The 12,113-nt window shown below is 65.3% G+C and carries 13 protein-coding genes; 2 read left to right on the forward strand and 11 right to left on the reverse strand.

From position 1 onward, the window contains the following. Positions 1–154 precede the first annotated feature (154 nt). From GYB81_RS01630 to GYB81_RS01680, 11 genes are all read right to left on the reverse strand, one after another. Complete coding sequence (locus GYB81_RS01630) at positions 155–682, reverse strand: DUF2878 domain-containing protein (RefSeq protein WP_161867347.1); 528 nt, start codon at positions 680–682, stop codon at positions 155–157. After that, positions 675–1,949, reverse strand: a complete 1,275-nt coding sequence (locus tag GYB81_RS01635) for an SAM-dependent methyltransferase (protein WP_161867348.1) — start codon at positions 1,947–1,949, stop codon at positions 675–677. The genes GYB81_RS01630 and GYB81_RS01635 overlap by 8 nt, the downstream gene beginning before the upstream one ends. Then, positions 1,936–2,736 (reverse strand): DUF1365 domain-containing protein, encoded by an 801-nt coding sequence (locus GYB81_RS01640; RefSeq protein ID WP_161867349.1) that lies wholly within the window; start codon positions 2,734–2,736, stop codon positions 1,936–1,938. Before GYB81_RS01640 ends, GYB81_RS01635 begins: the two co-directional genes overlap by 14 nt. Next, positions 2,736–3,983 carry an NAD(P)/FAD-dependent oxidoreductase gene (locus tag GYB81_RS01645; RefSeq protein ID WP_161867350.1) on the reverse strand — a complete coding sequence of 416 codons (1,248 nt, stop codon included), beginning with the start codon at positions 3,981–3,983 and terminating at the stop codon, positions 2,736–2,738. Before GYB81_RS01645 ends, GYB81_RS01640 begins: the two co-directional genes overlap by 1 nt. Further along, positions 3,980–4,735 (reverse strand): SDR family NAD(P)-dependent oxidoreductase, encoded by a 756-nt coding sequence (locus GYB81_RS01650; protein WP_161867351.1) that lies wholly within the window; start codon positions 4,733–4,735, stop codon positions 3,980–3,982. Before GYB81_RS01650 ends, GYB81_RS01645 begins: the two co-directional genes overlap by 4 nt. Continuing rightward, entirely contained in the window at positions 4,732–5,154 is a 423-nt protein-coding gene (locus tag GYB81_RS01655) for a nuclear transport factor 2 family protein (protein ID WP_161867352.1), read from the reverse strand. The genes GYB81_RS01650 and GYB81_RS01655 overlap by 4 nt, the downstream gene beginning before the upstream one ends. Next, positions 5,151–6,587: a deoxyribodipyrimidine photo-lyase gene (gene phrB / locus GYB81_RS01660; protein WP_161867353.1), complete on the reverse strand. Its 1,437-nt coding sequence runs from the start codon at positions 6,585–6,587 to the stop codon at positions 5,151–5,153. The genes GYB81_RS01655 and phrB overlap by 4 nt, the downstream gene beginning before the upstream one ends. Then, entirely contained in the window at positions 6,584–7,531 is a 948-nt protein-coding gene (locus GYB81_RS01665) for a MerR family transcriptional regulator (protein ID WP_161867354.1), read from the reverse strand. The genes phrB and GYB81_RS01665 overlap by 4 nt, the downstream gene beginning before the upstream one ends. Positions 7,532–7,535: 4 nt before the next feature. Further along, a complete protein-coding gene (locus tag GYB81_RS01670; RefSeq protein WP_161867355.1) occupies positions 7,536–8,486 on the reverse strand; it encodes a YbgA family protein in 951 nt (316 codons plus the stop codon). Positions 8,487–8,651: 165 nt separating this feature from the next. Next, positions 8,652–8,894 (reverse strand): TIGR02450 family Trp-rich protein, encoded by a 243-nt coding sequence (locus GYB81_RS01675; protein WP_161867356.1) that lies wholly within the window; start codon positions 8,892–8,894, stop codon positions 8,652–8,654. After that, positions 8,891–9,877: an NAD(P)/FAD-dependent oxidoreductase gene (locus GYB81_RS01680; RefSeq protein ID WP_161867357.1), complete on the reverse strand. Its 987-nt coding sequence runs from the start codon at positions 9,875–9,877 to the stop codon at positions 8,891–8,893. The genes GYB81_RS01675 and GYB81_RS01680 overlap by 4 nt, the downstream gene beginning before the upstream one ends. Positions 9,878–10,080: 203 nt before the next feature. On the opposite strand from GYB81_RS01680, the gene GYB81_RS01685 reads away from it, so the two are divergent. Then, positions 10,081–10,983, forward strand: coding sequence for a TIGR01777 family oxidoreductase (locus tag GYB81_RS01685; RefSeq protein WP_161867358.1), 903 nt, complete (start codon positions 10,081–10,083; stop codon positions 10,981–10,983). A gap of 12 nt (positions 10,984–10,995) precedes the next feature. Then, the gene (hemH, locus tag GYB81_RS01690) at positions 10,996–12,018 is read left to right on the forward strand and encodes a ferrochelatase (RefSeq protein WP_161867359.1); all 1,023 of its coding nucleotides are present in this window, start codon (positions 10,996–10,998) and stop codon (positions 12,016–12,018) included. Positions 12,019–12,113: the final 95 nt, after the last annotated feature.

Below are 12,113 nucleotides of genomic sequence, written 5' to 3' on the forward strand. Positions count from 1 at the left end.
TGGATACGCGGGGTTTGGGCTGACAGGGTGCAGTGGACAGTGCCGCCAGTTCAGCAGGCCGGCCAGCGGCTTTTCGTAGGCGCCTCGGGGCGAAGCTGTCGTACCCGAAGCAAAGCGGTTCGCGGCGAGGCGCCGCTCCAGCAGAGGCTATCGGCTAGGCCGAGCGGCGGCTGCGCAGGCGCTGTTGGTACTGCTCACGATACAGCTTGGCGAAACCATGCAGCACCGGCATCACCAGCGCCCAGACCAACGCAAGAATCGCCAGGGTCGGCCAGGTACCGAGCGGCAGGGTGACGCCGGCGATCTTGGCGCCGCCGTAGTAGGACAGTGGTGCCGCAAGCGCGCCCAGCAGGCTGCCGCGCCACCAGGGCTGCGCGGTCCAGGCCAGGCAGTGGTTGAGCGTGCTGGCCAGCAACAGCCAGAGCAAGGCCAGCCACAGCGGGATCAGCTGGCGCGGTTCGCCGAAGTCGAACACCCCCAGATTGAGCAGAAAGCTGTCCAGCGCGCTGCCGGCGAGGAACACGCTGAGCAGCAGCTTGCCTTCCGCCGCCCAGCTACTGATCCACAGCAGGTGCACGCCGATGATCGCCGCCACTACCAGCAGCCAGGGGCCATCGCCGGCGAACACGCAGACGAGCCAGCCGAGCTGGAACAGGAGGGCATTGGCGATCAGCTTAGGCATCGAAGTTTCCCAACAGTGGCGCAGGGCGAGCGGCCGGTTTGGCCAGCAGCAGTTGCGCGGTGCCAATGGTGCGTTCGAGGAAGCCGCCTTCGCAATAGCAGAGGTAGAACTCCCACAGGCGATAGAAGTAATCGTCGTAGCCCAGCTGCTCCAGACGCTGGCGGGCCTGGCGCAGGTTCTCGTGCCACAGGCGCAGGGTGCGCGCGTAGTGCAGGCCGAAGTCTTCCATGTGATGCAGGTTGAGGTCGGTATGGCGGGTGACCACGTCGAGCATCTTCTGCATCGACGGCAGGGCGCCGCCGGGGAAGATGTAGCGCTGGATGAAATCCACCGATCGGCAGGCCTGCTCGTAACGCTGGTCGCGAATGGTGATGGCCTGTAGCAGCATCAGCCCTTCGGGCTTGAGCAGGCGCGCGCACTGCTCGAAATAGGTGGGCAGGTAGCGGTGGCCGACGGCCTCGATCATCTCGATGGAAACCAGCTTGTCGTACTGGCCGTCGAGGTCACGATAGTCCTCCAGCAGCAGGGTTACGCGGCCCTCCAGGCCCAGCTCGCGGATGCGCCGCTCGGTGTAGGCGTATTGCTCGCGCGACAGCGTGGTGGTGGTCACCCGGCAACCGTAGTGGGTTGCGGCATAGAGCGTCATGCTGCCCCAGCCGGTGCCGATTTCCAGCAGATGATCGGACGGCTGCAGGGCGAGCTTCTGGCAGATGCGTTCGAGCTTGTTCAGCTGGGCCTGCTCCAAGCTGTCGTCTTCGCCTCTGAACATGGCCGCCGAGTACATCATGGTCGGGTCGAGAAACTGCTCGAACAGGTCGTTGCCCAGGTCATAGTGCGCAGCGATGTTGCGCCGTGAGCCCTGCCGGGTGTTGCGGTTGAGCCAGTGCAGGCCCTGGATCAGCGGCCGTCCGAGGCGCGCCAGGCCGCCTTCCATGGCGTCCAGTACATCGAGGTTGGCGACGAAGATGCGGATCACCGCCGTCAGGTCCGGCGTGCTCCAATAGCCGTGGATGTAGGCCTCGCCCGCGCCGATGGAGCCATTGCCGGCCACCAGCCCCCAGACGGCAGGATCGCTCACCCGGATCTCGGCGCGCAGCTCGCTCTGCGGCGTGCCGAAATGCAGGGTGTCGCTGCCTTCCTGGATCAGCAGCAGGCCATGGCGCAGATTTTCCAGCTGGCGCAGTACGGCGCGCCGCAGCAGGCCGGCGCCGATGCCATTGCCACTGCGTACCAGGCTTCGGGTGGAGGTCAGGCTAGAGCTCTTCATGGGGCATGTCCTTCACGTGCGGGCGGGCAACGCGGAAGCTGCCTTCCGCGGGGGAGTGGTCGAAAATCGGGATGCGCTTGAGCAGCAGGCGCAGGGCCTGCCAGTAGATGGCCGCCACGGTCTTGCCGGTCATCCAGGGAAAGCTGAGCAGATAACGCTGCAGGCTGGCGCGGTCGAGCGCCTGGCGCTGCAGACTGAGGCTGGCATCGAACAGCTTGGTTGCGCCTTGCCAGTCGGCCATGTGCACGCCAAGGCGTTCACCGACAGGGCTGAAACTCATGCGGTATTCCAGCTCGCGCGGCAGAAAGGGCGATACGTGGAAGGTCTTGTCCACGCTGACCCGGTGACGCCCGTCGCCCTCAGTCGGCAGCACGTAGTGATAGCGCTCGCGCCACGGCGTATTGCTGACTTCGCAGAGAATCGCCACCAGGCGTTCTTCGCTGTCATGACAGTAGAAAATGCTCACCGGGTTGAAGGCCAGGCCCCAGCTGCGCGGTTGCGTCAGCACGCAGATGCGGCCTTGCGGGCGTGTGCCCAGAGCTTCTTGCACGCGGTTGCGCACCGCCTCGTGCAGTGCCACGCCCTGGCGGGTGGATTCGGGCAGGTAGTCGGTTTCGCGAAAGGCGAACGGCGCAAAGCGGCCGCGTCCGGCCAGCTTCGAGAGGGCGAACAGCTGCGCCTGCTCGCTCAGATCGAGATACAGCAGACCCATGCGATAGCGAAAGGCATGGGCGCGTGGGGCGAAGCGACGATGCTGCACCCAGCCGCTGTACAGGGCGCTGTGCATCACAGCGTCTCTCCGAAGGCGCGTGCCACGCGCAGCGCGCTGACCACACCGTCTTCATGGAAGCCGTTGGCCCAGTAGGCGCCGCAGTAGTAGCTGTGCTGGGCACCGAGCAACTCTTCCCAGCGTGCCTGGGCGGCGGTGCCGGCCAGGCTGTACTGCGGGTGGGCGTACTGGAAGCGTGCGAGGATCTTGGCCGGATCTATGGCGGCGGTCTGGTTGAGGCTGACGCAGAAGTTGGTGTCTGCCTCGACGCTCTGCAGGATGTTCATGTTGTAGGTGACGGCTGCAGGCTGATCGGTCGGCCCGCCCAGCCGATAGTTCCAGCTGGCCCAGGCCAGCTTGCGCTTGGGCAGCAGGCGTGTGTCGGTGTGCAGCACCACGTCGTTGTTGGCGTAGGGCAGGGCGCCGAGAATGTCCCGCTCCTGTTCGCTGGGCTGATCGAGCAGGGCCAGGGCCTGGTCGCTGTGGCAGGCGAAGATCACCTTGTCGAAGCGCTCGCTGCCGGCTGCGCTGTGCAGGGTGACGCCCTCCTGATCACGGACGACGCGGCTGACCGGGCAGTTGAGGCGAATACGTTCGGCGAAGCTTTCGGTCAAGGGCGCCACGTAGCTGCGCGAGCCGCCTTCGATCACCTGCCAGGTCGGGCGGTCGCTGACCGAGAGCAGGCCGTGGTTCTTGCAGAAGCGCACGAAGAACTGCAGCGGGAAACCGAGCATGTCGGCCAGCGACATCGACCAGATGGCCGAGCCCATCGGCACGATGTAATGCTCGATGAAGCGGCGGCCATAGCCGTTGCGTTCGAGGTACTGGCCGAGCGTGGTATCGGCGCTGATGCGGTTGTTGGCCAGGTCGTCGAGCGACTGACGATTGAAGCGCAGGATATCGCGCAGCATGCCCCAGAAGGCCGGCGACAACAGGTTGCTGCGCTGGGCGAACAGGGTGTTGAGGTCGTGGCCGTTGTACTCCACGCCGGTGGCCGGGTCGCTCACCGAGAAGCTCATTTCGGTGGGCTTGAAGCCGACCCCGACCTGCTCCAGCAGGCGAATGAAATTGGGGTAGGTCCAGTCGTTGAAGACGATGAAGCCGGTGTCGATGGCGTAGTTTCGCCCCTCCACCTGCACGTCGACGGTGTGGGTATGGCCGCCGATCCAGTCGCTGGCCTCGAACACCTGGATGTCGTGCCGGCGGTTGAGCAGGTAGGCGCAGGTCAGGCCGGCGATGCCGCTGCCGACGATGGCGATTTTCATGCGTTGTCCTCGTTACGCGCCAGGCGGCGACCTATGGCCAGTTGCAGGCTGCTGGGCAGGCTGCCGAGCAGTTTCAGTACGGCGATGAAGGGAGTGGGAAAGGCGATTTCGTGCGGGCGCTTGTCCAGGCGCGCGGCGATATGCCGGGCTGCGCGCTCCACGGGCCAGCGCATGGGCATGGGAAAGTCGTTCTTCTGCGTCAGTGGGGTGTCGACGAACCCCGGACTGACCAGGGTGACGTCGATGCCTTCTGCCGCCAGATCGATGCGCAGCGTCTGCATCAGGTAACGCATGGCCGCCTTGGAGGCGCCATAGGCCTCGGCACGCGGCAGCGGCATGAAGGTCACCGAGCTGCCGACCCCGACCAGGTGCGGGCGATTGCCCTGGCGCAGCAGGGGCAGGGCGGCTTCGATGCAGTAGCTGGCGGAAAACAGGTTGGCGTTGACCACGCGTTGGATCATCGCCGCCTCGAACTGGCGAACCTCGACGTATTCGCAGGTGCCGGCGTTGAGGATCGCGCAATCCAGCGCGCCCCACTGCTGAGCGATGCGTTCGCCGATGGCGCGCACCTGCTCGGCGTCGGTCAGGTCGCCCGGGGCCACCAGCACTTGCTCGCCATAGCGCGCGGCCAGTGCCTGCAGCGGGCCGCTGCTGCGCGCGCTGAGTGCCAGGCGATGGCCGGCGCGCAGCAGTTCTTCTGCCAGTGCGGCACCGATGCCGCTGCTGGCGCCGGTCAGCCAGATGCGCTTCATGCCAGCCTCCGTTTCAGCCAGGCGATCACGCTGCCGAGTACGGGCAGGTGTTCGTAGAGCAGGGCGCCGGCATCGAAGTAATCCCGGTGCCGGTAGACGCGCTCGCGCCAGAGCAGATGCGAGCAGCCTTCCACGGCAATTTCGGCGCCGCCGCGCAGGCGTGGATGGCGGTAGTACATGGTCCAGCGCAGGTAGCCTTCGCCGTCCGCGACCTGGTCGAAGCCGTGAAACTCGAAGCGCAGCGCCTCGACGTTGGCATACAGCTCGGCGAAGTAGCGACGCATCTCGCTCAGGCCGCGCACTTCATGCAACGGGTCGCGAAACAGCACGTCGTCGCTGTACAGCTCGCCCAGGCGGTCGAGGTTGTCCTTGTTCAGCGCGGCGAAGCGCTGGGCGAAGTCGTGCAGGAAGTCGCTCATGCCGGCAGCTCCTGCGCCGAAAGGTTCTTGAACGCCGTCAGTGCGCGCTCGCGCGAGCGCGACAGCTCGACGATCGGCCGCGGATAGCCGGACGGCGCGAACAGGCCGCCGAGCGCGGACGGATCGTGGATGTCGCGCTTGTTCAGGCCCGACAGTTCAGGCACCCACTGGCTAATGAAATGGCCGTCGGGGTCGAACTTCTGCGACTGGGTGATCGGGTTGAAGATGCGGAAGTAGGGCGCGGCGTCGGTGCCGGTGGAGGCGCTCCACTGCCAGCCGCCATTGTTCGCGGCCAGGTCGCCATCGATCAGATGGCGCATGAAGAAGCGCTCGCCCTCACGCCAATCGATCAGCAGGTTCTTGGTCAGGAACATGGCGACGATCATGCGCAGGCGGTTGTGCATCCAGCCGGTTTCCAGCAACTGGCGCATGGCTGCATCGATGATCGGCAGGCCGGTGCGACCTTCCTGCCAGGCGGCCAGTTCCTGCGGCGCGTTGCGCCAGGGCACTGCCTCGGTTTCCGTGCGGAAGGCGCGATGCCGCGAGACCCGCGGGTAGCCGACCAGGATGTGCTTGTAGAACTCGCGCCAGAGCAGCTCGTTGATCCAGGTGACGACGCCCTGGTTGCCACTGTCGAACTCGCCGCGGTTGGCCGACAGGGCCGCGTGCAGGCATTGGCGGGGCGAGAGAACGCCAGCGGCCAGGTAGGCCGAAAGCTGGCTGGTGCCCGGTTTGCCGGGGAAGTCGCGCTCGTCCTTGTAGAAGGCCACCTGCTCGTCGGTGAAATGCTGCAGGCGCTGCAGTGCCGCCTCTTCGCCGGCTGGCCAGAGCAGGCGCAGGCTGTCGCTGGGAGTAGCGAAACCGTCCACTGCGGAGGGGATGGCGTCGCTCTTCACTGCCAGCGGCGTCTGCGCCTTGGGCAGCGTGACCAGGCCGGGCAGGGCACTGTGCAGACGTTCGTAACAGACCTTGCGGAACTGGCTGTAGACCTGGAAATAACCACCGGAGCGGGTCAGCACGCTGCCCGGCTTGAACAGCAGTTGGTCCAGGTAACTGTTCCAGGCGATGGCCTGCTGGCTGAGGTAGGCGCACACCTGTCGGTCACGCAGGCTTTCGTTGATGCCGTATTCCTCGTTGACGTGCACGGCGCAGATGGTGTGCTCGCGGCACACATCGGCGATCAGTACCGGCACCTCATTCCAGTCATGGCACTGGCGCACCAGCAGCGGCACGTTGAGTGCGGTCAGGGCCTTGCTCAACTCGACCAGGTTGCGCAGCCAGAAGTCCACCTTGCACGGCGCATCGTCATGACGTTGCCACTGGCCGGGCGTGATCAGATACAGGGCGATGGTCGAGCCGCGACTCATGGCCTGGCTCAGGGCGGTGTTGTCCTGAACGCGCAGGTCACTGCGAAACCACATCAGTTGCTTCATGGGGTTACCTCTTGTGCGCTTAGCAGACCCTGACGCTGCAGCCAGGCATGCGCTGCGAGCGGGTCGTTGGCCGACTCCAGACCGGTCAGCGCATCACGGTGAATGTGCGCAGAGGGGCCGGCGATCAGCAGCGGCACCGGGCATTGTTCGGCCAGACGGGGCAACTGGCGGCGCACCAGCGTGCCGTCCAGTGCATCCTCGGCGTAGAGCAGCACGGCACGCGGTGCGATGTGTTCCAGTGCCGTCAGCAACTCATTGGGCGGTAGCGGCCAATCGAAGACCTCCACCGGGCAATCGCTGGCACTGGCCAGCCAGGCGCACAGCCACAGGCCCGGTTCCATCGGTGCTTCACCCAGATTGATCAACAGCAGGGGGGCGCCACCGACCTGTCGGTTGCAGTGGTAGATGCGCGTGGCCAGCTTGCTGCGCAGCCAGGAGAAAAAGAACACCTGCTCCGCGCGTGCACCGAACTGACCCTGCCAGCGCTGGCGCAGATCACCGAGCAAGGGCCAGAACAGCTGCTCGACCAGGGTGCAGGCCGGGTAGAGCGCCAGTGCCGCGTTGAAGCGATCATCCAGGCGGCGCTCGTTGAACTGGACGATGCAACCGAGGATGTCGTTGCGCTGGCGTGTCCAGTTGTCGCCGCTGGTGGCCTGCGGCACCTGGCCATGGTCGAGCAGCGCCTTGACCTGGCCTACGGCCACGCCGCGGGCCAGCCAGGCGAGAATGGCGTTGATGCGTTCGACGTTGGCCGGCGAGTAGAGGCGATGGCCCTTGGGCGTGCGGTACGGCACGATCAGGCCGTAGCGGCGTTCCCAGGCGCGCAGGGTGACGGCGTTGATGCCGGTACTGCGCGCCACCTCGCGAATCGGCAGGTAGCCCTCATCGAGCGCCTGGCGGTAATCGTGGCTGGTGTCTTCGTCGGCGATGGTTTCGCGGGTCATGGCGTCACAGTGCGTTGCGCAGGGCAAGAGGTTCGGGGTGCGGCTGCAGATAGGCCTGCTCGGCGATGTAGCGATCCGGGTGGCGGCGGAAGTGGTGCTTGAGCAATGTCAGCGGTACCACCAGCGGCACGATGCCCTCGCGGTACTGGCCGATCAGCTGCTGCATTTCCTGCTTTTCGTCGGCGCTGAGGGCGCGCTTGAGGTAGCCGCTCAGGTGCTGCAGCACATTGCTGTGGGTACGGCGCGTGGCGCATTTCTTCAATGCGCTCATCAGCTCGCTGAAATAGCGCGGTGCCAGTTCGCCAAGATCGTGCTGGCTCAGCTCACCAAGCATGCGCCCCAGTGACTTGTAGCGCAGCGGATCGGTGGCCATCAGCAGGTACTTGTAACGCGAGTGGAAGGCGATCAGCGCGCGGCGCGTCAGGCCCCGCTGCAGCAGGCGCTGCCATTCGGCGTGGGCGTAGACACGGGTGATGAAGTTCTCGCGCAACACCGGATCGTTGAGGCGGCCGTCTTCCTCCACCGGCAGATCCGGATGCCGCGCGCAGAAGGCGGCGGCGAAGATGCCACGGCCCGGCTCGCTCGGGCGTCCGCCCTCCTGATAGACCTTGACCCGTTCCAGGCCGCAGGAGGGCGATTGCTGCATGAAGATGTAGCCGCTGATGCCTTGCAGTTCCTGCGCCATGCGCTCGCCGTAGACGGCCAGCGCGTCGGTCACGTCGCGCGAGCGGTCCACCGTGCCAACGGCGCGCGGCGCCTGCGGGTCACCCACCAGGCGGATCGGCTCGCGCGGGATCGGCATGCCGATGCCGACCTCCGGGCACACCGGGACGAAGTCGAAGTACTCGGTCAGGCTGCGGCTGCACAGGGGTGACAGCTTGTGGCCGCCGTTGTAACGCACTTCGGCGCCCAGCAGACAGGCGCTGATCCCCAATTTGGCTTTGCTCGCTTGCATAACCTGACCTCATGATCCTTATACATGGACTGATCCATGTACAACTTGTGTCTATCATAGGTGCGCAGTTATACAAGTCAAATTATTTGTATAGCTTTCGTATTGCTTTGTGTGTGGCGGCGGGTGGCGCCAGTTGAACCTGGCGCCATGGAGGAGCGGGGCAGGTCAGCGCCAGCCTTGCAGCCAGTGCTCGGTGTCTTGCAGTTGGCGCCAGTCGAGCTGCTGACTGCGCTGGGTGAGGACGGCCTGAAGCTCGACGCCGAGAATGGTGTCCGCTTCGTCGCGGATCAGCTCGGTTACCAGAAAGTGGCGCTCGCGGTTCTGCGGCTGCGCTGCCGTCCACTTCGAAAGCAGGAGCTTGCGCGGGTTGAGGCGACGCTTGCCAGGCTTGTCGTTGAACGGGGTCATTGCAGGTGCTCGAGCAGGCGACGCGCCGCATCCTGGCCGCTGAGCCAGGCGCCTTCGACGCGGCCGGACAGGCACCAGTCGCCGCAGGCATACAGCCCCAGGTCGGCATCGGCCAGCGCCCCCCACTGATGCGCTTGCGCCGGCCGAGCGTAGAGCCAGCGGTGGGCGAGGGTGAAGCTAGGGGGCGGCACAGCGCAACCGATCAACTCGGCAAAGGCCCCGTGCAACTGTTCGATCACGGCTTCCTTGGCCAAATCCAGATGCTGTCGGCTCCAGGCGCTGCTGGCGTGCAGTACCCAGGTATCGAGGCGGTTGTCGCGCCCTGGTTTGCTGCGGTTGCGGGCCAGCCAGTCGAGTGGGCTGTCCTGTACGAAGCACCCTTCCACGCGGGTATCCAGCGGGCTGTCGAAACCCAGTGCCACTGCCCAGGTCGGTTCCATGATCACGCTCGCTGCGGCGCCGGCCAGCTTGGGGGCGGCCGCCAGCAGGGCGCTGGCTTGCGGGGCGGGTGTGGCGACGATGACGTGACTGTAAGGGCCGTGGCTGTTGCCGTCGGCGTCCAGCAGACTCCAGTAGCGATCGCCGCGGAAAACTTCGGTGATGCGGCAACTGAACCTGACCGGCAGGGCGCCGAGCATGGCGCGGGTGATGGCGCTCATGCGGGGGCTGCCGACCCAGCGTACCTGCTCATCCGGCGAGGCGCTGAGCTGCGCGTCCTGAGCGTTGTACAGGCTTGGCTGCCACTCGGCGACCCAGCCGCGTGCCTGCCATTGCTGTACCACTTCGACGAAGCGCCGGTCGCGGGCGGTGAAGTATTGCGCGCCCAGATCCAGGCTGCCGGCGTCGCTGCGTTTGCTCGCCATGCGTCCGCCGCTGCCGCGGCTCTTGTCGAACAGCTCGATGCCTTGCCCGGCGGCATGCAGAGCCTGTGCGGCGGAGAGTCCCGCGATGCCGGTGCCAATGATGGCGATGGGTGCGTTCATGGTTACCTCGTCAGCGCAGAATGCTATACAGGCTAAGGTTTGGACAAAAGCTATACAAGAGTGTTTTCATGTATAGATGTCGCTGGAAGTCGCGCTCCTTGCTTTAGGTTTAGGACAAACGCGGCATTCGATAAAGGCACGTGTGCGCGTCATGAACCAGACTAAAGGTGAAGTCTCATCAATTGCCATGCGAGGACGATGCCATGCATATCCTACTGACCGGCGGTACCGGCCTGATCGGGCGTGCGCTTTGTGCGCACTGGGTCGAGCACGGCCATCGCCTGACGGTCTGGAGTCGTGAACCTGGCAAGGTCGCCGGCCTGTGCGGGCCTGAGGTCAGGGGCATCGGGCGGCTCGAGGAGCTGGCCGAGGAGCCGCTGGATGCGGTGGTCAATCTGGCCGGAGCGCCCATCGCCGACCGTCCCTGGAGCAGCAAGCGCAAGGCGTTGCTGTGGTCCAGCCGTATCGGTTTGACCGAGCAGTTGCTGACCTGGTTGCAGGGCCGGACCCAACGTCCGGCGGTACTGCTGTCGGGCTCGGCGGTGGGGTGGTATGGCAACGGCGGCGAGCGCGAATTGCACGAGGAAACGCCGCAGGTCACCGACGACTTTGCCGCGCAGCTCTGTGGAGCCTGGGAAGAAACTGCACTGCGCGCCGAGGAGCTGGGTATCCGTGTGGTGCTGATCCGTACCGGTCTGGTGCTGAGCGCCGAAGGTGGCATGCTCAAACGCCTGCTGCTGCCATTCAAGCTCGGCCTGGGCGGGCGCCTCGGGGATGGTCGGCAATGGATGCCGTGGATTCATATCGCCGATCAAATCGACCTGATCGATTTTCTCTTGCAGCAAGACGATGCCCGCGGTCCTTATAATGCCTGCGCGCCGACACCGGTGCGCAATGCAGAGTTCAGCAAAGCGCTGGGTCAGGCGCTGAGCCGCCCGACCATTTTCCCTGCGCCGGCTTTCGTCCTGCGCGCTGCACTCGGTGAGATGTCCGAGCTGCTGCTGGGCGGTCAGCGTGCCGTGCCGACGCGCCTGCTGGAGGCGGGCTTCAGTTTTCGTTTTACCCATCTGGATGTGGCTCTGGCCGATCTGCTGGGCCACCCCTGACTAGGATTTCGCATGACCGATCACGCATTGTTGCTGGTTAACCTGGGTTCGCCCGCGTCCACCGAAGTAGCCGATGTCCGCCGTTACCTCAATCAGTTCCTGATGGATCCCTACGTGATCGATCTGCCCTGGCCGCTGCGTCGCCTGCTGGTGTCGCTGATCCTGATCAAGCGCCCGGCGGCGTCGGCGCATGCTTATGCATCGATCTGGTGGGATGAGGGCTCGCCGCTGGTGGTGCTCAGTCGGCGCCTGCAGGAAGCGATGAAGGCGCACTGGTCGCATGGACCGGTGGAACTGGCGATGCGTTACGGCGAGCCGTCCATCGAGGCGACCCTGCAACGCCTTGCTGACCAGGGCATTCGCCAGGTGACCCTGGCACCGCTCTACCCGCAGTTCGCCGACAGCACCACCACCACGGTGATCGAGGAGGCCAAAAGTGTGGTGCGCCAGCGTGGCCTGGATTTGCGTTTCTCCATTCTGCCGCCGTTCTACGACCAGCCGGAGTACCTCGATGCCCTGGTGGCCAGTGCCAAACCCTATCTGCAGCAGGGCTTCGACCACCTCCTGCTGAGCTTTCACGGCCTGCCCGAGCGCCACCTGCACAAGCTCGATCCCAGTGGTCATTGCCTGAAGGGCGACGACTGCTGCCGCAGCGCTTCGCCCGAGGTGCTCGCCAACTGTTACCGCGCGCAATGCCTGCGCAGCGCCGAGCTGTTCGCTGAGCGCATGGGCCTGCGTCCGGAACAATGGTCGGTGAGCTTTCAGTCGCGCCTGGGTCGTGCCAAGTGGATCGAGCCCTACACCGAGACGCGTCTCGATGAACTGGCAGCGCAGGGGGTGAAGAAGCTGCTGGTGATGTGCCCGGCCTTTGTCGCCGACTGCATCGAGACTCTCGAGGAGATCGGCGACCGCGGCCGCGAGCAATTCGTCGAGGCCGGTGGCGAGAGCCTGCAGCTGGTGCCCTGCCTGAACGATCACCCGGACTGGGTGGCGGCACTCAAGGTACTTTGCGAGAGGGCGCCGCAAGCCCTCTGATGCATGCCTCTGCTCGCCGCGGTGAAGCATTCGCTGCGGCGGGTATGAAGCATTCGCCGGCCTGATAACACCTTCGAGCGATACTCACCGCCGTT

This window comes from Pseudomonas yangonensis, assembly GCF_009932725.1.
Classification (GTDB): domain Bacteria; phylum Pseudomonadota; class Gammaproteobacteria; order Pseudomonadales; family Pseudomonadaceae; genus Aquipseudomonas; species Aquipseudomonas yangonensis.

Coding starts and splice junctions, on each gene's coding strand:
- GYB81_RS01630 (WP_161867347.1), bottom strand. CDS start 682: ATGCCTAAGCTGATCGCCAATGCCCTCCTGTTCCAGCTCGGCTGGCTC.
- GYB81_RS01635 (WP_161867348.1), bottom strand. CDS start 1,949: ATGAAGAGCTCTAGCCTGACCTCCACCCGAAGCCTGGTACGCAGTGGC.
- GYB81_RS01640 (WP_161867349.1), bottom strand. CDS start 2,736: ATGCACAGCGCCCTGTACAGCGGCTGGGTGCAGCATCGTCGCTTCGCC.
- GYB81_RS01645 (WP_161867350.1), bottom strand. CDS start 3,983: ATGAAAATCGCCATCGTCGGCAGCGGCATCGCCGGCCTGACCTGCGCC.
- GYB81_RS01650 (WP_161867351.1), bottom strand. CDS start 4,735: ATGAAGCGCATCTGGCTGACCGGCGCCAGCAGCGGCATCGGTGCCGCA.
- GYB81_RS01655 (WP_161867352.1), bottom strand. CDS start 5,154: ATGAGCGACTTCCTGCACGACTTCGCCCAGCGCTTCGCCGCGCTGAAC.
- phrB (WP_161867353.1), bottom strand. CDS start 6,587: ATGAAGCAACTGATGTGGTTTCGCAGTGACCTGCGCGTTCAGGACAAC.
- GYB81_RS01665 (WP_161867354.1), bottom strand. CDS start 7,531: ATGACCCGCGAAACCATCGCCGACGAAGACACCAGCCACGATTACCGC.
- GYB81_RS01670 (WP_161867355.1), bottom strand. CDS start 8,486: ATGCAAGCGAGCAAAGCCAAATTGGGGATCAGCGCCTGTCTGCTGGGC.
- GYB81_RS01675 (WP_161867356.1), bottom strand. CDS start 8,894: ATGACCCCGTTCAACGACAAGCCTGGCAAGCGTCGCCTCAACCCGCGC.
- GYB81_RS01680 (WP_161867357.1), bottom strand. CDS start 9,877: ATGAACGCACCCATCGCCATCATTGGCACCGGCATCGCGGGACTCTCC.
- GYB81_RS01685 (WP_161867358.1), top strand. CDS start 10,081: ATGCATATCCTACTGACCGGCGGTACCGGCCTGATCGGGCGTGCGCTT.
- hemH (WP_161867359.1), top strand. CDS start 10,996: ATGACCGATCACGCATTGTTGCTGGTTAACCTGGGTTCGCCCGCGTCC.